17 protein-coding genes and 1 pseudogene are annotated in these 21,580 nt (G+C 62.6%); 10 read left to right on the top strand and 8 right to left on the bottom strand.

Going from position 1 to position 21,580, the window contains the following annotated elements; translation table 11 throughout:
• Positions 1-8: 8 nt before the first annotated feature.
• The 4 genes from mglA to MM194_RS12465 form a co-directional block, all read right to left on the bottom strand.
• Positions 9-1,529, bottom strand: coding sequence for a galactose/methyl galactoside ABC transporter ATP-binding protein MglA (gene mglA / locus MM194_RS12480; protein WP_033128973.1), 1,521 nt, complete (start codon positions 1,527-1,529; stop codon positions 9-11).
• A 54-nt stretch (positions 1,530-1,583) separates the two neighbouring features.
• Complete coding sequence (mglB, locus tag MM194_RS12475; protein ID WP_033128974.1) at positions 1,584-2,570, bottom strand: galactose/glucose ABC transporter substrate-binding protein MglB; 987 nt, start codon at positions 2,568-2,570, stop codon at positions 1,584-1,586.
• 224 nt (positions 2,571-2,794) lie between these two features.
• On the bottom strand, positions 2,795-5,836 hold the full coding sequence (locus MM194_RS12470) for a beta-galactosidase (protein ID WP_241343721.1): 3,042 nt from the start codon (positions 5,834-5,836) through the stop codon (positions 2,795-2,797).
• A gap of 661 nt (positions 5,837-6,497) precedes the next feature.
• Positions 6,498-7,502, bottom strand: a complete 1,005-nt coding sequence (locus MM194_RS12465) for a substrate-binding domain-containing protein (RefSeq protein ID WP_033128976.1) — start codon at positions 7,500-7,502, stop codon at positions 6,498-6,500.
• Positions 7,503-7,717: 215 nt separating this feature from the next.
• Between MM194_RS12465 and galE the strand changes: the two genes are divergently transcribed.
• The 6 genes from galE to bacA all read left to right on the top strand — a co-directional run bounded on the left by galE (position 7,718) and on the right by bacA (position 14,347).
• Entirely contained in the window at positions 7,718-8,731 is a 1,014-nt protein-coding gene (galE, locus tag MM194_RS12460) for a UDP-glucose 4-epimerase GalE (RefSeq protein WP_241343720.1), read from the top strand.
• A gap of 231 nt (positions 8,732-8,962) precedes the next feature.
• The gene (locus MM194_RS12455) at positions 8,963-10,021 is read left to right on the top strand and encodes a UDP-glucose--hexose-1-phosphate uridylyltransferase (protein ID WP_241343719.1); all 1,059 of its coding nucleotides are present in this window, start codon (positions 8,963-8,965) and stop codon (positions 10,019-10,021) included.
• Positions 10,018-11,166 (top strand): galactokinase, encoded by a 1,149-nt coding sequence (gene galK / locus MM194_RS12450; RefSeq protein WP_033128979.1) that lies wholly within the window; start codon positions 10,018-10,020, stop codon positions 11,164-11,166. The genes MM194_RS12455 and galK overlap by 4 nt, the downstream gene beginning before the upstream one ends.
• Positions 11,167-11,177: 11 nt before the next feature.
• Positions 11,178-12,149 carry a galactose-1-epimerase gene (gene galM / locus MM194_RS12445; RefSeq protein WP_033129047.1) on the top strand — a complete coding sequence of 324 codons (972 nt, stop codon included), beginning with the start codon at positions 11,178-11,180 and terminating at the stop codon, positions 12,147-12,149.
• Positions 12,150-12,245: 96 nt separating this feature from the next.
• On the top strand, positions 12,246-13,241 hold the full coding sequence (locus MM194_RS12440) for an aldo/keto reductase (protein ID WP_241343754.1): 996 nt from the start codon (positions 12,246-12,248) through the stop codon (positions 13,239-13,241).
• A 290-nt stretch (positions 13,242-13,531) separates the two neighbouring features.
• Positions 13,532-14,347 carry an undecaprenyl-diphosphate phosphatase gene (gene bacA, locus MM194_RS12435; RefSeq protein WP_033128980.1) on the top strand — a complete coding sequence of 272 codons (816 nt, stop codon included), beginning with the start codon at positions 13,532-13,534 and terminating at the stop codon, positions 14,345-14,347.
• Between the two features lie 64 nt (positions 14,348-14,411).
• Here bacA and MM194_RS12430 read toward each other — a convergent pair whose 3' ends face one another.
• From MM194_RS12430 to MM194_RS12420, 3 genes are all read right to left on the bottom strand, one after another.
• Complete coding sequence (locus tag MM194_RS12430; protein WP_241343718.1) at positions 14,412-15,068, bottom strand: ChrR family anti-sigma-E factor; 657 nt, start codon at positions 15,066-15,068, stop codon at positions 14,412-14,414.
• Positions 15,061-15,630: a sigma-70 family RNA polymerase sigma factor gene (locus MM194_RS12425; protein ID WP_033128982.1), complete on the bottom strand. Its 570-nt coding sequence runs from the start codon at positions 15,628-15,630 to the stop codon at positions 15,061-15,063. The genes MM194_RS12430 and MM194_RS12425 overlap by 8 nt, the downstream gene beginning before the upstream one ends.
• A gap of 123 nt (positions 15,631-15,753) precedes the next feature.
• Positions 15,754-16,320, bottom strand: coding sequence for an LON peptidase substrate-binding domain-containing protein (locus tag MM194_RS12420; RefSeq protein ID WP_033128983.1), 567 nt, complete (start codon positions 16,318-16,320; stop codon positions 15,754-15,756).
• Positions 16,321-16,635: 315 nt separating this feature from the next.
• Between MM194_RS12420 and argS the strand changes: the two genes are divergently transcribed.
• The 4 genes from argS (at position 16,636) to hslU (ending at position 21,329) form a co-directional block, all read left to right on the top strand.
• A complete protein-coding gene (gene argS / locus MM194_RS12415; protein WP_033128984.1) occupies positions 16,636-18,381 on the top strand; it encodes an arginine--tRNA ligase in 1,746 nt (581 codons plus the stop codon).
• 3 nt (positions 18,382-18,384) lie between these two features.
• Positions 18,385-19,200: an SPOR domain-containing protein gene (locus MM194_RS12410; RefSeq protein ID WP_033128985.1), complete on the top strand. Its 816-nt coding sequence runs from the start codon at positions 18,385-18,387 to the stop codon at positions 19,198-19,200.
• A 189-nt stretch (positions 19,201-19,389) separates the two neighbouring features.
• A complete protein-coding gene (gene hslV, locus MM194_RS12405; protein ID WP_033128986.1) occupies positions 19,390-19,938 on the top strand; it encodes an ATP-dependent protease subunit HslV in 549 nt (182 codons plus the stop codon).
• A gap of 62 nt (positions 19,939-20,000) precedes the next feature.
• Entirely contained in the window at positions 20,001-21,329 is a 1,329-nt protein-coding gene (hslU, locus tag MM194_RS12400) for an HslU--HslV peptidase ATPase subunit (protein ID WP_241343717.1), read from the top strand.
• 53 nt (positions 21,330-21,382) lie between these two features.
• On the opposite strand, the pseudogene MM194_RS12395 reads toward hslU, so the two are convergent.
• Positions 21,383-21,580: pseudogene (locus MM194_RS12395) on the bottom strand (IS1595 family transposase); the annotation flags it as partial.

Below are 21,580 nucleotides of genomic sequence, written 5' to 3'. Positions count from 1 at the left end.
TTCCTGTCTTATAGGTACAGAGATGCCAGGCGCAGGATCTCGCTCTGGTCAGTTTCTTTGGTGTTGACGATCCCCGCGACCCGGCCATTGCTCATGACCAGGATGCGATCCGTGATCCCGAGCAGCTCAGGCATCTCGGAGGAGATGATGATGATGCCCTTGTCTTTCTTCGCCAGCTCCAGAATGAGCTGATAGATCTCGAACTTGGCGCCTACGTCGATGCCGCGGGTGGGTTCGTCCAGCATCAGTATCTCCGGCTGGGTCAGCAGCCAGCGGCCTATGATGACCTTCTGCTGGTTGCCACCGGACAGGGAGCCGATCTGTGTCTGCTGGGTCGGGGTCTTGACCCGCATGGAGTCGATGACCCACTGGGTATCGCTCTTCATCTTGTTGTTGCTGAGCAGCCCCATGGAGCTCTTGTAGCTGTCCATGTTGGCGATCAGGGAGTTGAAGGCGATGTCGAGACGGGAGTAGATGCCGGTGGAACGGCGCTCCTCGGTCACCAGTGCGAAGCCGTTCTGGATCGCCTCGTGGGCGTTGCGATTGGCCACCACCTTGCCATGCAGCTTGATGACGCCCTCGTTATGATCGCGGATACCGAACAGGGTCTCGACGATGTCGGTACGCTTGGCCCCCACCAACCCGGCGATGCCGAGGATCTCCCCCTTGTGCAGGTCGAAGGTCACATCCTTGATGGAGGGCTGATTCTTGGCCGTCAGATGCTCGACTTCGAGGATGACTTCTTTGGGCTGGTTGGTTTTCTCCGGGAAGCGCTGGGTCAACTCGCGACCGACCATCATGCCGATGATCTGATCCATGGTCATGCCCTTGAGCGGCTGGGTTGCCACCCATTGCCCATCCCGCAATATGGTGATCTCGTCGCACAGCTGGAAGATCTCTTCCATCTTGTGGGAGATGTAGACGATGCCGCAGCCCTTTTCCTTGAGCTTGTTGATGATCTTGAAGAGGTGATTGACCTCTTTCTCGGTCAGTGACGAGGTGGGCTCATCCATGATGACGATCTTGGCGTCATAGGAGAATGCCTTGGCGATCTCGATCATCTGCATCTGGGAGACGGAGAGGGTCGCGACCTTGACCCTGGGATCGATGTCGATGTCCAGTTCGTCGAAAATTTGTTTGGTGTCGTGGTACATCTTGCCGTGGTCGACGAACAGACCCTTGGTGGGGTAGCGACCGAGCCACATGTTGTCCATCACGGTGCGTTGCAATACCAGGTTCAACTCCTGGTGCACCATGGAAACGCCGTTTTCCAGGGCTTCTTTGGAGGAGGTGAAGTTGATCTCCTCGCCCTTGAAGAAGATCTTGCCCTGATCCTTTTCATAGATGCCGAACAAGCATTTGAGCAGCGTGGACTTCCCTGCGCCATTCTCGCCCATCAACGCATGCACAGAATGAGGACGGACCCGTAAATTGACATTATCGAGTGCCTTGACGCCGGGAAAGCTCTTACTGACGTCAATCATCTCCAACAGCCATTCTGATTGTTGCCGTGTTGTCATATCAGCCATCACATCTGGTTGAAACAGAGGGCAAGGGGGTCTCCCTTGCCCAGGAGGAGGGAATTATTCGAATTGAGACAGGTTGTCTTTATCCACACCCACGTAGGCAACGCGGACGACCTTGTTATCGATCTTCCAGTTGGTGCCTTCACCGGCCGGCTTGCCTTCAGCCAGGTTCTTGGTCAGCTCGAAGGTCGCCTTGGCCTGGTTGGCCGCATCGTTCAGCACTGTACCCGCCATGGCACCGCTCTTGACCATGGCCAGGGCTTCCGGCAGGGCATCGACGCCGAACACCGGGATGGCGGTCTTGCCTTGAGCCTTGAGGGATTCAACAGCGCCCATTGCCATGCCGTCGTTGTTGGCGATGACCACTTCGATCTTGTTGGCGTTCGGGCCGGAGATCCAGGCATCCATCTTGTCCTTCGCCATGGCGGTATCCCACATACCGGTATCCATGTGCAGCTGCTGGGTCTTCAGGCCGCCGTCGTTCAGGGTCTTGATGACGTAGGTGGTACGGGCTTCCGCATCCGGGTGGCCAGGCTCGCCCTTCAGCAGCACGAACTGGATGACGCCATCCTTGTTCAGATCCCACTCAGGGTGTGCCTTCCAGTGCTTGGCAATCAGTTGACCCTGGATGATGCCTGACTCCTTGGAGTCGGTCCCCACGTAGTAGGCCTTGTCATAGCTGGCCAGATCCGCTGCGCTCGGTTCCTTGTTGTAGAACACCACGGGGATCTCGTCGGCACGGGCCTTCTCGATCACGACAGGGGCCGCCGCCGGGTCAACCAGGTTGATCGCCAGCGCCTTCACGCCCTTGGCCAGCAACACATCGACCTGATCGTTCTGCTTGGACTGGTCGTTCTGGGAGTCATTCATCAGCAGCTCGACCCCGGGGTTGGCCACCGCTTCCTTCTCGATGGCCTTGCGCACGACGGCCATGAAGTTGTCGTCATATTTGTAGACGGTGACGCCGATACGGGTGTCGGCTTGGGCTTGGGCTCCCGCCATCAGTCCCATCAGCAGGGTGGCGACTGTCGTGAGTTTTTTCATTGTTATGCTCCGATCTCTGATATCTGTTTTTGTAGGGAATGCTGTACACCGTTTGAACTGGCGCCAGCCTAATGTAATCAGTTTGTTGTCCGGTGATCTGTGATCCTGACGACAAAATGAAAACGTTTACACTCTGTTACATAGAGACAAATTCGTTATAAATTAATTAGTTGAGTCATTTTAGCGTCTAACGGGTCTTTTTTCGATTCAGGGCCGAGTCAGATTCAGCGTAGAACACAGTTCCAATGGTAGCTCCCCGGCCGCAACCAATATTCGGATCGCACGCTCTGGCTCCAGGAATCATCGCCCCCCACCCCCATGTGGAAGCCATCGAGGCAGAGGTGCAGCCCCCCCTCTGCCCGCAAATCGGTCTGATGGCGCGCTTGGGCGAGCTGTAGCTGGCTGTAGCGACTGACGCTGAAGTGGAACTGGCCCTCGACGGCAATCTCGCCAAGCTGTAGCTGGCGGGTGTCGCAGCGCAGCCCGTTGTCAGTCGGGAACACGTAGCCGGTGTGCAGGGCATCGAGCGGCAACTGCCAGCGATCGATGTCGGCGGCGAGCAGGCGATCCGGGTAGTTCTCGTGGGGACCGCGCCCCAGCCAGCTCACATCGCTTGTTTCCTCCACCAGCCAGAGCCGGGCACCGAGGCGGGGCAGGGAGGGCATGTCGGCGGCGACCTCCACCCGGATATCGAGTCTCATGCCACCATGGATATCGAAACTGTGTTGCCAGCGCGTCAGCAACTTGAGTTCCTCGCCGACGAAGTAGCCATGGCGGACCAGGATCACGCCTTGGTCAGGGCTCACTTCCAGCCCGAGGCAACGATGCTGCAGGTCGTTGAGTCCAGCCTCCTGCCAGCGGGCGATCCAGGCGTTGGGGTCGGCGTGATCCGCCTCGCTGGTGCCTATGTCATTGTCGAGCGGCGCCCGATAGAAGTGATCGGCGATGGCCTCCCTCAACTGCTCGCGACCCTGCTTGCACCAACTGCGGATGCGACCGCTGGTTTTGTCCAGTTGCCACTCACTGCCTGAGGCGGTAATCAGCCAATGATCTGACTGCTCACTCAAGGTGGCGCAGCCAAAGGCCGCTGGTAATGCCATCGGCGTTGGCAGAATAAGCTGTTGGCGTGCCACCTCATGCCCCGCCTCGACCCAGGCCGTGGCATCCGGTTGCACCACGGCGAGATCCAGCCAGGCCTGTGAGCCGGCAGTGAAGCCCGGCAGCCGCTCGAGCAGGGTCAGCGTCACACTGCCCTGAGGGGCCAGCGTGAGCGGGCACTCACCCTCTTGCAGGGTGATGCCGTCCTCACAGAGTCGCCAGCGCAGCGACTCGTTATCCGTGACCCGGAACAGATACTCGCTGCGAATCTCGACCCGCAGCGGCTGCCGGCTTTGCAAGCTCAGCACGAAGGGCTGCTGGGCCCGCTTGGCCTCGAACAGGGAAGGGTGAGGTGTCCTGTCCGGGAACAGCAGGCCATTGCAGCAGAACTGGCGATCGTTGGGACTGTCCCCGAAGTCGCCGCCGTAGGCCCAATAATGGCGCCCGTCATCTGTGTGCTTGTCGAGCCCTTGATCGACCCAATCCCAGACAAAGCCGCCCTGCAGCCGGGGGTGATCGCGAAATGCCTGCCAGTAGTGGGCATAGCCCCCCAGGCTGTTACCCATGGCGTGGGCGTATTCGCACAGGATCAGCGGCCGGGTCTCGTCCGGCAGGCCTATCCACTTGGCCAGCGCCCACTTGGGCACCGCCGGGAAGGGCTGATCCTGGTGGGTGCGGGCATACATGGGGCAGATGATGTCGGTGGCCGGGGTATCGGCGCCGCCACCCTCATACTGGACCGGGCGGCTCGGATCGGCCCGCTTGACCCACTGGTACATGGCGTCGTGGGCCGGGCCATAGCCGGACTCGTTGCCGAGGGACCAGATGATGATGCTGGGATGGTTGAAGTCCCGTGCCACCATGCGGGTGACCCGCTCCAGGAAGGCGCAGCTCCAGGCGGGATCCCGCGCCAGCCGCCCCATGGGGCTCATGCCGTGGGTCTCCAGGTTCGCCTCGTCCACCACATAGAGGCCGAGCCGATCGCACAGTCGATAGAAATCGGGATGATTGGGGTAGTGAGAGCAGCGCACCGCGTTGAAGTTGTTCCGCTTCATCAGCAGCAGATCCTGCTCCATGGCGGCGGGGGTCACCACGTGGCCCAGGGCGGGATCGTGTTCGTGACGATTGGCGCCACGGATCAGCAGGGGCTGGCCGTTGACCCGCAGCAGACCGCCACGGATCTCCACCGCCCGAAAGCCCACATCATAGGCCTCGCTCTCGATGGGCGTACCCTGTTCATCCAGCAGGGTCAGGGTCAACCGATAGAGATAGGGGGTCTCGGCGCTCCACTTGTGGGGCGCAGGCACCTCCAGCCACAGCTCTCCCCTGTCCCCGTCAGCGCCCTTCTCGTCGATGGGACCGGTGCCGAGGGGCTGACGCAGGCTGGTTACCGGCTGCTCGCCAAAATAGAGGTTCGCCTCCACCGCCAGCCCGGCGCCCTCGTTGACCTGCAGCTCCACCTTGAGGCGGGCATCCCGATAGCAGGCGTCCAGCACCGGCGTCAGCCGGATATCTTGCAGCTGGCGCGCCGGTTTATGGAGCAGACTGACGGAGCGGAAGATGCCGCTCATGCGCCACATGTCCTGATCCTCCAGATAGGAGCCATCGGACCAGCGCAGCACCAGCGCCGCCAGCCGGTTGGTACCGGCGTGCAGGAAGGGGGTCAGATCGAACTCGGCGGGCAGCCGGCTGTCCTGGGAGTAACCGACCCAGCGACCGTTGCAGAACAGATAGAAGGCACTGTCCACCCCGTCGAAGATGATGCGGGTCTGGCCGCTGGCCAGCCAGTCGGCGGGCAGCTCGAGCTCGCGGGAGTAGCAGCCGGTGGGATTGAGTGCCGGCACCCTGGGAGGATCACAGGGGAAGGGGTACTTGATGTTGGTGTAGATGGGGCGATCGAAACCCTGCAGCTGCCAGTTGCCAGGCACCCGGATGCTGGTCGCCCCGGGTAAATCCTGCTCGAGCCAGGCATCGGGCACCTGCTCGGGCGCCTCGAAGAAAGAGAACTGCCAGTCACCGTCGAGCAACATCCGTGACGATGAGGCGAGCCCCGCCCGCGCGGCGGCTTCACTGCGCCAACTGGACAGAGGGGTATGAGCGGCCAACCGATTGACGGACGTGATCGCCTGGGTCTGCCAGTCCTGGCGGGCCAAGATCTCCCTGAGCATCCTCTTCTCTCCCTGCATGAGTATTGAAAACCTATGCAGTGTAGGAGAGTTTCACGCCGGAAACGGCGATCCCGCTCACACAGGTGTAAACGATTACACTGCAATTGTTAAGTAAAACGGGGTAAAAATGATTAAAGATGAGTAAAAATGAGCAGCCGTCGTCATCAACAGCCCGATGGCGACGATGGAGTGGGGAATCGAGGGCTGATCGAGTGGTGACTTGTCGGCAGGTGGACGAGTCGCTGCGCCTTGGTGGCGTCGCTCACAGGTGATGAAGCAGGATCGGGGGCTGATCGCGCGACAGAGTGACGATTGAGGGGAAGACCTGGCGGGTAGCTAACACCTCAACCACGTCATTGCAGCAGCAAAGTGCCCGTAACAAGGGGTGGACTGGCGTGGCAGAGTGACGACTGAGGGGAAGACCTGGCGAGTAGCTGACACCTCAACCACGTCATTGCAGCAGCAAAGTGCCCGTAACAAGGGGTGGACTGGCGTGGCAGAGTGACGACTGAGGGGAAGACCTGGCGAGTAGCTGACACCTCAACCACGTCATTGCAGCGGCAAAGTGACCACAACAAGGGTGTATTGGCGCGGGAGCCCTGGCGGCTATACGCCGCTTCGGCCCCCCATCGTCATCGAGGCGGCAAAACAGAAACCGGGATCAGGGTCTGACTGGCGCCACCGAGTGGCGATTGATCAGGGTCGGCGTGTAGACGCGGCTCTGCACCGCCTCACTCTCCCCTGCGGCGAGTTGCAGCGCCAGCTTGGCGGCCTGGGCGGCCATCAGCTCGATGGGGTAGCGCATGGTGGAGAGCTTGGGTCTCAGGTATCTGGCGTAGATGATGTCATCGAAACCGACCACCGAGACCTCTTCCGGCACCTTGAGGCCATTGTCCGCCAGCACCGAGATGGCACCGGCCGCCATGGCGTCGTTGTAGGCCACCACGGCCGTGATGGGCAACCCCTTGGCCAGCAGGTTGAGCATGGCGCGCTCGCCCCCCTCTTCATTGGGTATACCGCTCTCGACCAGCTCGGGATCCGCACTCAGGCCCGCCTCGAACAGGGCGTCCTGATAGCCCTGGTGGCGCAGCAGGGCATCCTCGATGGCGTGATCCGAGCTGACGAAGGCGATGTGGCGATGACCCAGCTCCAGCAGATGGCGGGTGGCGGTAGCCGCCCCCTGCCGGTTGTTGAGGGAGATGCAGCGCCCCTTCAGGGACGGAATGTCGCGGTTGATCAGCACCATGCCCGGGGCCCGCAGGGCGTAATCGATCAACTCCTCATCACTCAGCGCCTTGCTGTGCACCACCAGCGCCTCGCAGCGTTTACCGATCAGCAGATCGATGGCTTCCCGCTCTTGCTGCGCCCTGTGAAAACCATTACCCATCAACAGATGCAGCCCCTGCTCCACCGCCACCGCAGCCACCCCTTTGACCAGGGCGCCGAAGAAGGGATCGGCCACGTCGCCGACCACCACCCCCATGGTGTCACAGGTCTGGCTGACCAGCGCCCTGGCGTTCGCATTGGGGGTATAGCCCAGCTCGGCCATGGCTTTTTGCACGACCTCGCGAGAGGCGGCGCTGGCCTTGGGTGAGTTGTTCATCACCCGTGAAACCGTTGCCACCGATACATTGGCCAAACGGGCGACATCCTTGATGGTGCTCATGCTGTTTTCACTTCTTTCACGGTTCAAGACCGAGCCATTATACCGGGCAATGCCAGTGATGACAGGGGAAATACCGATAGCGCTTCATTTTCACTCACCTACAAAGTGTAATCGTTTACACAATTATGTTACGCTGCTCACAGTTTAAGGTGGAACGCCTCGGCTAGACTCCTGTTCAGGCTTTCCTTGTGTGGGGAACGAGTGTGGAGAAGAAGATGAAAGTACTGGTCACCGGCGGTTGCGGCTATATCGGCAGCCATACCTGCCTTGCCCTGCAGGCGGCGGGCATGGAACCCGTGGTAGTGGATAATCTGTGCAACAGCAAGCGCGGCGTGCTAGCCAGGATCGCGGCCATCAGCGGACAAGAACCCTTTTTCTATCAGGGAGATATTCGTGATGAGGCCCTGCTGGATCGGATCTTCGCCGAGCAGGAGATCACCGCGGTCATCCACTTCGCTGCCCTCAAGGCGGTCGGCGAGTCGACCCGCATTCCGCTCGACTACTACCAGAACAACCTCGGTGGCAGCCTCACCCTGTTGCAGGCGATGAAACGTGCCGGCGTCCACAACCTGGTGTTCAGCTCGTCAGCCACCGTCTATGGGGATCCGGCCAGCACGCCCATCCGCGAGGATTTCCCCCGCAGTGCCACCAACCCTTACGGCCAGTCCAAGCTGATCATCGAGCAGGTCCTCGAGGATCTGCAGGCCGCCGAACCCCACTGGAGCATGACGTTGCTGCGCTACTTCAACCCGGTCGGCGCCCATGAATCCGGCACCCTGGGGGAGGATCCGCAAGGCATTCCGAACAATCTCATGCCATTTTTAACCCAGGTCGCCATCGGCCGTCGTGACTGCCTCTCCGTCTTTGGAAACGATTACAACACCCCGGACGGCACAGGGGTGCGCGACTACATCCATGTGATGGATCTCGCCGAGGGCCACGTCAAGGCACTGCAGCATTGCACCCACAGGGGCGGCGTGCACGCCTATAACCTGGGCACCGGCCAGGGCCAGAGCGTGTTGCAGATGGTGGCAGCCTTCGAGGCGGCCAGCGGCCACCCCCTGCCCTACCGCATCGAGCCGAGGCGCCCAGGCGACATCGCCGAGTGCTGGGCCGACCCGACCAAGGCGGAGCGCGAGCTGGGCTGGCATGCCCGCCGGGATCTCGCGGCCATGTGCGCCGACAGCTGGCGCTGGCAGTCCACCAATCCACAGGGCTATGAAGCCTGATGTCCGCTCTTTTCGTTCTTGCCCCCTTCTCCCCTCGCGGGAGAAGCGTTGGGGATGAGGGGGCGAACAAAGAGATCCTTATGCTAACCATGAGGGGAAAATTCCCCTCACCCCGCCCTCTCCCAAGGGGAGAGGGACCAGATCCAGAAGGCCAGGCGGCTCACCCCATTACGGGAGCGGTTTTCTGATGTCGCCTTTACCCCATTTTTCATTCAGTTTTGAGGAGTGACGATGTTCAACCCGGTTGATCACCCCCACCGCCGTTTCAATCCGCTGACCGGCCAGTATGTGCTGGTCTCCCCCCACAGGGCCAAGCGCCCCTGGCAGGGGCAGATCGAGAAGATAAGTCAGGCACCGAGCCAGTCCCACGATCCGGACTGCTTCCTCTGCGCGGGCAATCACAGGGTCACCGGCGACCAGAACCCCGACTATCAGGACACCTTCGTCTTCACCAACGACTTCGCTGCCCTGATGCAGGACACCCCGGCCGCCGGCGACGAGCAGGATCCCCTGCTCAAACTGGAGGCCGCCCGTGGCACCAGCCGGGTCATCTGCTTCTCGCCGGATCACGGCAAGACCCTGCCCGAGCTGCCACTGGCCGCCATTGAGGCGGTGATCCGCACCTGGATGAGCCAGGTGGCCGAGTTGTCCCAGCAGTGGGAATGGGTGCAGGTCTTTGAAAACAAAGGCGCCGTCATGGGCTGCTCCAACCCGCACCCCCACGGTCAGCTGTGGGGCAGCGACTTCCTGCCCAACGAGATCGCCCGTGAAGAAACCCACCAGCGCGACTGGCTGGCCGAACACGGCCGCCCGCTGCTGCTCGACTACGTGGAGCGGGAGCTGAAGGATCGCTCCCGCATCGTGGTGGAGACAGAGCACTGGCTGGCGGTGGTGCCCTTCTGGGCCGCCTGGCCATTCGAGACCCTGCTGTTGCCCAAGGCCCATGTGCCCTCCCTGCTGAGCCTCAGCCCCGAGCAACAAGAGGATCTGGCGCGGGCGCTCAAGGAACTCACCAGCCGTTACGACAACCTGTTCGAATGCAGCTTCCCCTACTCCATGGGCTGGCACTTCGCGCCGCCGAACTCGGATTGCCCCGAGGCCTGGCAACTGCACGCCCACTTCTACCCGCCGCTATTGCGCTCCGCCACCGTGCGCAAGTTCATGGTGGGCTTCGAGATGCTGGCGGAAACCCAGCGGGACCTGACCCCTGAGCAAGCCGCTGAACGGCTGCGCGCGCTCTCTCCCATTCACTACAACCAGACCAATCAAGCCAATGAGGTAACCCCATGACCCCCAGCCAACGCGTCAGCGCCGTTTTTGCCGAGCAGTTTAAGCAGCAACCCGACCTGCTGGTGCGCGCCCCCGGCCGCGTCAACCTCATCGGCGAGCACACCGACTACAACGACGGCTTCGTGCTGCCCTGCGCCATCGACTACGAGACCTGCGTCGCCATCGGCCTGCGCAACGACAATCTGGTACAGGTGGTGGCTGCCGACTACGACAACCAGCGCGACCAGTTCGATCTCGATCAGCCCATCAGCCATCACCCGGACCAGCGCTGGAGCGACTACATCCGCGGCGTGGTGAAGCACCTGCAGGAGCGCGGCCATGTCCTGCGCGGCCTCAACCTGGTGGTCTCCGGCAACGTGCCGCAGGGCACGGGCCTCTCCTCCTCCGCCTCGCTGGAGGTGGCCATCGGCCAGGCCTTCAAGGAGGCGCTGGGGCTTCACATCAGCCAGGCCGAGATCGCCCTCAATGGCCAGCAGGCGGAGAACCAGTTCGTCGGCTGCAACTGCGGCATCATGGATCAGATGATCTCCGCCAGCGGCAAGACGGATCACGCCCTGCTGCTGGACTGCCGCTCCCTGGAGACTCGCCTCATCCCCATGCCCGCCGATCTGGCGGTGCTGATCGTCAACTCCAACGTGCGCCGCGGCCTGGTGGACAGCGAATACAACACCCGCCGCCAGCAGTGTGAGACCGCCGCCCGCCACTATGGGGTCAAGGCGCTGCGGGATCTGGATCTCGCCGCACTGGAGGCCGGCAAGGCCGGGCTGGACGAGGCCTGCTATCGCCGTGCCCGCCACGTGGTGGGGGAAAACGCCCGCACCCTGGCCGCCGCCGATGCCTTGGCCAGCGGTGATCTGGTGCGCCTCGGCGAGCTGATGGCCGAGTCCCACGCCGCCATGCAGGGCGACTTCGAGATCACGGTGCCCGCCATCGACGGCCTGGTGGAGATCATCAAGGCCAGGATCGGCACCCAGGGTGGCGTGCGGATGACGGGGGGCGGCTTCGGCGGCTGCGTGGTCGCCCTGCTGCGTCCGGAGCAGGTGGATGAAGTGATAGCTCTGGTCGAGGCCGAATACCCGGCCAAGTTTGGCCTCACCGCCGACTGCTATGTGTGCAGCGCCAAAGCCGGGGCAGGCAGGCTATGACCCATCAAGCCATGATGCCATTCGAGCTGGAAAACGAAGAGGGGCTGCGCCTGCGCGGCCTCGATTTCGGCGCCATTCTCAGCTCTCTGACGCTGTCGGTGGCGGGGGAGCGGCGCGAGGTGCTGCTCGGCTGCGCCGATGACGCCTATCCAACCCAGCAGGTGTGGCTGGGGGCGGTGGCGGGGCGCTTTGCCAACCGGATCGGCGGCGCCGAGCTGGTGCGAGACGGCGAGCGCTGGTCCCTGGACGCCAATCAGGCGCCCCATTGCCTGCACGGCGGGCGGGATGGCTTTCATCGCCGTCAGTGGCAGATAAAGGAGCTGGAGCCGGATCGGGTCAGACTGGCTTTGCTGTCACCGGCGGGGGATCAGGGCTTTCCCGGCAACCTGAGGGTGACGCTGGAGTATCGACTGGAACAGTGCGATCTGGTGGTGGAGTTCAAGGCCACCACGGATGCGCCGACGCCGGTCAGCCTCACCAGCCACGCCTACTTCAATCTGGATGGCGGCGGTGATGTGCGCAGCCACCACATTCGGCTCAACGCCGATCGCTTCCTGCCCACCGATGAGCGCGGCCTGCCGCTCGCCGTTGAACCGGTGGAGGGCCCCTTCGATCTGCGCGCCGAGCGCCTCATCGGTCAGCAGTGGCTGAGCCATCCCCAGCAACAGCAAGCCAAGGGCTACGATCACGCCTTTCTGCTGAACGGCCCCGAGCAGGAGTGCGCGGCGCGGGTGCTGTCAGGGGATGGGCAACTGGCACTCGAGGTCTACACCAACCAGCCTTCGCTCCAGTTCTACACCGGCAACTGGCTGGCCAATACCCCGGATCGAGCGGGCGGCCGTCATCAGGACCACGCCGGCTTCTGTCTGGAGGCGCAGCAGCTGCCGGACAGCCCGAACCGCCCCGAGCTGGGGGATCCCTGGCTGCTGCCGGGCCAGCGGTATCACCACCAGACCCGTTATCGCTTTATCCCCGCAGGCTAACGCCTGTACAGGCCCCTTCCTCCGCTTGCTTGAGCAAGAGTGGAAGAAGGGGCCGAACCTGCGACTTATCGAGCCAACTCAGGAGTCTTGATGAACATGGATGACAGCTATCTCGCCGCGACCGACCGCTACCAGCGCCAGCCTTATCGTCAGGCCGGCCATCACGGCCTGCGGCTGCCCAGCATAGGGCTGGGACTCTGGCACAACTTCGGCGAGGGCAGCGATCCCGCCAGGGTGAAGGCCATGGTGCACCAGGCGTTCGATCTGGGCATCACCCACTTCGATCTCGCCAACAACTACGGGCCGCCCCCCGGCTCTGCCGAGACCACCTTCGGCACCGTGCTCAAGGGCAGCCTGGCCCCCTATAGGGACGAGCTCATCATCGCCAGCAAGGCGGGCTATGTGATGTGGGACGGCCCCTATGGGGACGGCGGCAGCGCCAAGTACCTGTTCGCCAGCCTGCACCAGAGCCTGCGCCGGCTCGGCCTCGACTATGTGGACATCTTCTATCACCACAGGCCGGACTCCCGCACCCCGCTGGAGGAGACCTGTCAGGCGCTGGCGCTGATGGTGCGCCAAGGCAAGGCGCTCTACGTCGGCCTCTCCAACTATCCGGCCGAACTGGCCGCCAGGGCGGCAACCCGGCTGGCCGAGCTCGGTACCCCCTGTCTGGTCAATCAGCTCAAATACTCCCTGTTCCAGCGGGAGATAGAGGCGCAGACCCTGCCGGTCTGCCGCGAGCAGGGGGTGGGGGTAGTCGCCTTCTCCCCCCTGGCCGGCGGCCTGCTGAGCGATCGCTACCTGGCCGGGATCCCCACCGATTCCCGCGCCGCCAGCAACAGCCCCTTCCTCCAACCCGATCAGATCACCCCCCAGAAGCTGGCCACCATCCGGGCCCTGCATGCACTGGCACAGGAGCGCGGACAGGCGCTGTCCCAGCTCGCGCTGCAATGGGTGTTGCGTGACCCCGTGGTGAGCTGCGCCCTGATCGGTGCCAGCAGTCCGCAACAGATAGTGAGTGCGGTCGACGCCCTGAGTCTGCCGCCGCTGGACGGGGAGCTGCGGCAGAGGATCGAGGCCACGCTGGTCTGACGAAACCGGTCGCCTGCCTGAGCGAGATTCCGGACCGAATGCCTCGGTCTAGGGCGGCAGCAAAAGATGCTGGCTGTAGCACCCCACACAGCCGGCATGAGCGGCACCATCCACTTGCGCGATGGGTCACTCTGAAAATGATGGTGGTGAACGCCGAAAATCCTGCCATCACCCACCCCGGCGCGCCGCAATATTCTCTGGTTGCCCGCCCGCTTTTCCTCCATCATTGGCTACCCCGACTCCGCTCGGGGCTGCTTTTATCCGGACCCATCAACCAAGAGATCTGAATCATGACAGAGTCCTACGCCCTCTTTGTCGCCTTCGTGCTGGGCATAGTGGAAGGCCTGACCGAGTTTCTGCCCGTTTCCTCCACCGGCCACATGATCATCGTCGGCCATCTGCTCGGTTTCGAAGGCCCCAAGGCCGCCACCTTCGAGGTGGTCATTCAGATGGGCTCCATCCTGGCGGTGGTGGCGGTGTTCTGGCGCCGCCTGTTCGGCCTGATCGGCATCCATTTCGGCCAGAAGCCGGCACCCGGCCACGCCACCCTGTCGCTGATCCACATCATCCTCGGCATGTTGCCCGCCGTGATCATCGGCCTCGCCATTCACAGCTGGATCAAGGCGAACCTGTTTGGCCCCGAGACGGTGATGTATGCCCTGGTCGCCGGCGGTATCCTCTTGATCATTGCCGAGAAGTTCCGCCCTGCGGTGCGCTCCGAGACACTGGATGACATCAGCTACCAGCAGGCATTCGGCATAGGCCTGTTCCAGTGCCTCGCCCTCTGGCCCGGCTTCTCCCGCTCCGGCGCCACCATCAGCGGCGGTATGCTGATGGGCATCAGCCGCCAGGCGGCGGCCGAGTTCTCCTTCATCCTGGCGGTGCCCATGATGGTGGCGGCCAGCGGGCTCGACCTCTACAAGAGCCGCGACTTCCTCTCTATGGCCGATTTCCCCATGTTTGCGGTGGGCTTCGTCACCGCCTTCGTGGTGGCCATGATCGCCATCAAGACCTTCCTGGCACTGATCCGTCGCCTCGACTTCATCCCGTTCGCCATCTACCGCTTCGTGGTGGCCTTCGCCGTCTATCTGGTGTTCGTGGCCTGATCCACTGCGGTGACATGAATGAAAAAAGGGACCGATACGGTCCCTTTTTATTGCGTCAGCGTCCTCAATAGAGGCGATGACTGATGCCATTGAGCAGCCGCGACAGCCCCCTGGTGAACTGCACAGGCGCATCCTGCACCGTGTAGCAGAGACAGCCGTCCGGGGTATGCGGGCTGTGGGCGTGGTTGGCATCACACCAGATGAAGTCGCCGGCCTGATAGCGCGTCTCGCCATCCTGGATGCTGCCCGCCAGCAGCAGGGTCAGCTCATAACCGCGATGGGTGTGCTCCGGGATGCGCCCACCGGCCTCGATATGCAGCAGGCTGGCACGGGCCCCCTGCTCGGTCAGCGGCAGACTGTGCTGGCGAATGGCGCCAAAACGCCGCCAGTTGACCCTGTGGTAGCGGGCCAGGGCCCTGGGTAGCCGGTAGCCTCGATCGCCCACCTGCAATTCGGGGACAGGATCGACGGGGGCAGTCTCGAGGAGGACGGGTTGTTGCAGGATGTTCGCCAGCAGGGCGTCCAGCACCGTCGCCTCAACCTCTGCGGCGACTGGCTCGTGGAGATGATGCGCCGCCAGCTCCGCCTCGTAGCGGCGCAGTCTGACACCGCAATCGGCGCAGAGTTCACAGTGGGCGGAGACGCCGACCGTCAGCGGCAGTGGCAGTTCACCGGCGGCAAAAGCATGCAACATGACGTGGGTGGGGTGGGCTTTAATCATGATCTTGCTCCACTTGTTCCTTGAGCTTCTGTAAGGCGAGACGCAGGCGGGACTTGATGGTGCCGAGCGGTACGCCGAGCCGCGCGGCCAGCTCCTGCTGGGAGAACTCCTGCAGGTAGATGCCGCGCACCACCTGCTGCTGGGATTCCGGCAAGATGGCGAGGTAATGGGCCATCTGGCTCGTCAGCACGGCGCCTTCCCCCTCGCTCAGGTGATCCTCCTGCGCCCTGAACTCCAGCACCGGCCACAGCTCCTCGGCGCAGAGATCCTCCTTGCTGGCCCGGCGCCGACGCAGCATGTCGAAGCACTGGTTGCGCATGACGGTGTAGATCCAGGTGGTCGGTGCCCCCTTCTCGGGGTGGTAGAGCCGCGCCTTCTGCCACACCAGCAGCATGGTCTCCTGCACCAGCTCCAGGGCATTGGCTTCGCTGCCGAGATGGCGCAGGCCATAGCCGCGGATGCGGGGGGCGAAGTGGTGAAACAGGGCGCAGAAGGCCGTCCGGTCGGCCTGCTCGGCCACCCGCAGCAGCTGCGACTTGAGATCCCCGTCGGGACTGTCCATGGGCGCGGAGGTCCTGTGCCGAATAGATGGTTGGCTAGTATATGTCATCGCACCCTACCTTGATGGGAACAGTCCTCTTCAGTACGAGGGCCCGCCAAAAAGGATCTGCGGCGGCGATTAAATTCAGTGACTCGCCACCAGCAGGCCGCTCAGCAGGGAGAGCGCGGGCTGGTTGTCCCTGGCCGCCAGCAACCACTGCTTCTGCTCCACCGGGATAGGCAGCACCTCTAGCCAGCGCTGCGCCACCCAGCTGGCGTCGTCCCAGTCCGGTTGGGCGTAGAGGGCCGCGTATTCGGGGTAATCGTTGAACACATCCTGCAACGCCTTGGCGAGCGCATGCTGATCGGCCCTGAGCCGACCGGTTTGCCAGGGCGGCAGCAGCTCCACCTCTCCCACCCGCAGGCCATCGGGTTCCTGCCACAGATCGCAGATCCTGACCCTGTCCAGCCCCAGCACTGTGATGCCGAGCAGGCCGTCCGGCAGCAGATCGAAATCGATGATCCGCCCCCGGGTGGCGATGGGGTACATGTTGCGCATCGCCTCCGGCTGGCGGGGATCCAGCATGCAGAGCGCAAACGCCCGCTCCTGCGCCTCGGCGACCATGCGCTGATAGCGAGGCTCGAAGATGCGCAGCGGCATGATGCCACCGGGCAGCAGGTGAGCGGAGAGTGGAAATAACGCCAGTTTCATCGGGATCGCCCTCATGCCGATTTCTCCTGATGATACGACAGCCTCAGGAGGCGAGATCATTCCGATCGGACCGGAATAAATAACCCCTTAACAATCAGGGGAAAATAGCCTGGACAAGCCGCTTCGATATGCAGTAGAAATGGATAACCACCACTTATTCGGCTCATTATTCTGGAATGTGGTGAGAAACGCAGTGAAATATCCGCCGTACCAATACGGGCGGGCCATTCCTATAGTTTTCTCGGCCCGATGCGGGTAAAATTCACGCCCTTATCTAGTCAGTCATTTTTCGACGCGCAACCTCGGTGGTCAGTTATGAAAGAGCATATTCATCATCTACTTGAACAAACGGTAGCCAATCTGAAGTCAGCAGGCGTGTTGCCGGCCGACCTGGAAGCCCGGGTGCAAGTAGACCGATGCAAGGAGAAGGCTCACGGTGACCTGGCCACCAACCTGGCCATGCTGCTGGCCAAACCGGCCCGCAAGAATCCCCGCGAGCTGGCTGCCGCCATCATCGAGCACCTGCCCGCCTCTGACCTGATCGCCAAGGTCGAGATCGCTGGCCCCGGCTTCATCAACTTCTTCTTCGACCAGCGCTGGCTGGCCGGTCAGGTGGAAGCCATGGTGCAGAGCGCCAACGCCAACGTGAAACTGCCGACCCCGCAAACCGTGGTGGTGGATTACTCCGCCCCGAACGTGGCCAAGGAGATGGCGGTGCACCACATCCGCAGCACAGTCCTCGGTGACGTGGCGGCCCGTGCCCTGGAATTCCTCGGCCACAAGGTGGTGCGCGCCAACCACATCGGTGACTGGGGCACCCAGTTCGGCATGCTGATCGCCTATCTGGAGAAGATGGCCAACGAGCACGCCAGCGACATGGAGCTGCGCGACCTGGAAGCCTTCTACACCCAGGCCAAGCGTTACTACGACGAAGACGAAGCCTTTGCCGAGCGCGCCCGTAACTACGTGGTCAAGCTGCAGGGTGGCGATGAGTACTGCCGCACCATGTGGAAGAAGCTGGTCGACATGACCATGGAACAGAACCAGCGCAACTACGACCGCCTGAATGTCTCCCTGACCAGCAAGGACATCATGGGCGAGTCCATGTACAACGACATGCTGCCCCAGATCGTCGCCGATCTGAAGGCCCGCGGGCTGGCGGTCGAGAGCGACGGCGCCACCGTCGTCTACCTGGACGAGTACAAGAACAAGGATGGGGAGCCCATGGGCGTCATCATCCAGAAGAGCGATGGCGGTTTCCTCTACACCACCACCGACATCGCCTGTGCCAAGTACCGTTACGAAACCCTGGGCGCCGAGCGAGTCATGTACTTCATCGATTCCCGTCAGCACCAGCACCTGATGCAGGCCTGGACCATCACCCGCAAGGCGGGTTATGTGCCGGAGTCCGTGCCTCTCGAGCACCACGCCTTCGGCATGATGCTGGGCAAGGACGGCCGTCCCTACAAGACCCGCTCCGGTGGCACCGTCAAGCTGGTCGAGCTGCTGAACGAGGCAGAAGATCGCGCCGCCGCCCTGCTGGAGAGCCGCAACAGCGACCTGTCTGCCGAAGAGAAGGCCAAGGTGGTGCAAGCCATCGCCATGGGTGCGGTCAAGTACGCGGACCTGTCCAAGAACCGCACCACCGACTACATCTTCGACTGGGATCTGATGCTGTCGTTTGAAGGCAACACGGCCCCTTACCTGCAGTACGCCTACACCCGTATCCAGTCCATCTTCCGCAAGGCCGGCGTCGATGCCGACACCCTCGGCGGTAACCTGGTGCTGAACGAAGAGGCGGAAGAGGTGCTGGCCCAGAAGCTGATCCAGTTCTCCGACGCGGTCAACAGCGTGGCGGACAAGGGCATGCCGCACCTGCTCTGCACCTATCTGTACGAGCTGTCCGGCAACTTCATGACCTTCTACGAAGCCTGCCCGATCAACAAGGACGGCGTAGACGAAACCAGCCGTCAGAGCCGTCTGCTGCTGTGTGCCGCCACCGCCAAGGTCCTGAAACTGGGCTTGGGCGTGCTGGGCATCCACACCCTGGAGCGCATGTAATAGATGGCGACCCGGGATTACGTCGGCAACAGCCCGAGACGACGGGCCGGTGGTCGTAACACCAAGAAAGCGGCACCTCGCCGCTTTCCTGTTATCCCGGCACTGCTGGCCGGGGCCCTGGTCGTCGGCTTTGGCGCCTTCCTCTATCTGATCAACGGCAAGGGGGCGGATGCCCCCACCATCGAAGAACAGGTCAAGGCCAACAAGCCGAAGGCACAGAACGATGGCCTGCCGCAGGAGAAGTGGAGCTACATAGAGCGGCTGGAGAACAAGCAGGTGGACATCATGGAGCCGCCGCCCCAACCGGGCGTGCTGCCGCCCCAACCGGCTGACACCCTGACCCTGCAGCCGGAGAAACTGCCGCAGCCGATACCGACCGATATTCCCCAGCCGGGGACGCCCATCGGCCAGGTGAAGCCCTTCCAGCCGCAACCGGTGCAACCGACCAAGCCGGCCCCCGTGACCAGTGCCCAGGAGCAGGTGATCGACCGCAAGGCCGAGCTCGCGCGGATGGAGAAGGAGATGCGGGCCGAACAGGAGAAGGCCAAGGCGGCCGCGTCGCAACAGACTGCGGCGGCGGACAATGGTCGCTACATGATGCAGTGCGCCGCCCTGCGCTCCCAGGATTCCGCCGAATCGCTCAAGGCGCGCATCGCCTTCGGCGCCGGCCTCTCCTCCAGCCTGCAGGTGGTCAATGGCGCCAACGGCACCGTCTACAAGGTGATGGTCGGCCCCTTCAGCGGCAAGCCCGCCGTCGATGCGGCCAACCGCAAGCTGCAAGGCGCCGGCATCAGCGGCTGTATCCCCAAGAAGGGCTGATACTCGTTCGCACCAGACAGCAGGCAGGGCTCAACACCCTGCCTTCTTTTTGTCCTCCGTCTGGCCTGCAGGCCATATGACGCCCTCTTTTATCCGCGCCATCGGCAGGGTTGAAAAACTCCGGCCTGACCCCCATCTTTCTTGCCATGCACAGTCAGGCCGTTTTTCGGCTCAAGCGAGGTAAGTAAAGTGACTACCATAGTTTCTGTCCGCCGCAACGGCCAAGTCGTGATCGGGGGGGATGGCCAGGTATCCCTCGGCAACACCGTCATGAAGGGCAACGCCCGCAAGGTTCATCGTCTCTATAACGGCAAGGTGCTGGCGGGCTTCGCCGGCGGTACCGCCGATGCCTTCACCCTGCTCGAGCGTTTCGAGGCCAAGTTGCAGGCCCACCAGGGCAATCTGGAGCGCGCCGCCGTGGCGCTGGCGAAAGACTGGCGCACCGATCGCGCCCTGCGCCGCCTCGAGGCCCTGCTGGCGGTCGCCGATGAGCACAAGTCCTTCATCATCACCGGCAACGGTGACGTGGTGCAGCCGGAGCATGATCTCATCGCCATCGGCTCGGGCGGCAACTTCGCCCAGTCGGCGGCCACCGCCTTGCTGGAGAACACCGATCTGGATGCCAAGAGCATCGTCGAGAAGTCCCTCAAGATCGCCGGTGACATCTGCGTCTTCACCAACCAGCACCACACGGTTGAAGTGCTGGAGTACGCGCCCAAAGAGACCGAGCCGAAGTAAGGCCCCTCTTTGCCAATTTGCAAGGGGTGGGCCCTGCCCGCCCCGGATACAGGAATGCCATCATGTCCGAGATGACCCCGAGAGAAATCGTTCACGAGCTGGACCGCCACATCATCGGCCAGGCCGATGCCAAGCGTGCGGTGGCCGTCGCCCTGCGTAACCGCTGGCGCCGGATGCAGCTCAGCGAGGAGATGCGCCACGAGGTGACCCCGAAGAACATCCTGATGATAGGCCCGACCGGCGTCGGCAAGACCGAGATCGCCCGTCGCCTCGCCAAGCTGGCCAACGCCCCCTTCATCAAGGTGGAAGCGACCAAGTTCACCGAGGTCGGCTACGTGGGCAAGGAAGTGGACAGCATCATCCGCGATCTGACCGATGTCGCCATCAAGCTGGTGCGCGAGACCGAGATGGAGAAGATGAAATACCGCGCCGAGGAAGCCGCCGAGGAGCGCATCCTCGACGCCCTGCTGCCCAACCCGCGCAACAGCTGGGGGGAGGAGGAGAAGGCCGACAACTCCAACACCCGCCAGATCTTCCGCAAGAAACTGCGGGAAGGTCAGCTGGATGACAAGGAGATCGAGCTGGATCTGGCCGCCACCCCCATGGGCGTCGACATCATGACCCCGCCGGGCATGGAGGAGATGGCGAACCAGCTGCAGGGGCTGTTCCAGAACCTGGGCCAGCAGCAGAAGAAGAAGCGCAAGATCAAGGTCAAGGAGGCCATGAAGGCGCTGATCGAGGAGGAGGCCGCTCGCCTGCTCAACCCGGAGGAGCTGAAGCAGAAGGCGATCCACGCGGTCGAGAACAACGGCATCGTCTTCCTCGACGAGATCGACAAGATCTGCAAGCGCGGCGAGTCTTCCGGCCCCGACGTCTCCCGCGAGGGGGTACAGCGGGATCTGCTGCCGCTGGTCGAAGGTTGCACAGTTAACACCAAGCACGGCATGGTGAAGACGGATCATATCCTGTTTGTCGCCTCCGGCGCCTTCCAGGTCGCACGCCCGTCGGATCTCATCCCCGAGCTGCAGGGTCGTCTGCCGATCCGGGTCGAGCTGACCGCACTGACCACCGAAGACTTCGAACGCATCCTGACCGAACCGAACGCCTCTCTCACCGACCAGTATCAGGCGCTGATGGCGACCGAAGGGGTCAAGATCGAGTTCACCAAGGACGGCATCCGCCGCCTGGCCGAGGCCGCCTGGCAGGTCAACGAGCGCACCGAGAACATCGGCGCCCGCCGCCTGCACACCGTGATGGAGCGACTGATGGAAGACATCTCCTACGATGCCTCCGAGCAGTCCGGCGCGACCTTCGTGATCGACGTCGACTACGTCAACGCCCACCTCGGCAAGCTGATCGAGGACGAGGATCTGAGCCGCTTTATCCTGTAAGGCCAGCGCTATGACGCTCTAAAAACGCCTCCCGATGGAGGCGTTTTTTTAGGCTATGTCCCAATTACGTGTTGCATGGGGCGCCCCAGCGCCTCATGCAAGCAATGCGGGATATCCACTGCCAGCCCATAACGCTCCAACATCCTTCGCCAGCCCAGATAATTCCTCAAATAGCTCGTCGCCACCCCATGGAACCGCGCCATCCACTCCTTCAACCGCCTGTGATATCCGTTCACATGCTGGATGTGATA

The sequence above is a fragment of the Aeromonas sp. MR16 genome (assembly GCF_022549315.1).
Lineage (GTDB): Bacteria > Pseudomonadota > Gammaproteobacteria > Enterobacterales > Aeromonadaceae > Aeromonas > Aeromonas aquatica.
The sequence above is the reverse complement of the archived record's forward strand: the minus strand, read 5'-3'. Positions and strand labels throughout refer to the sequence as shown.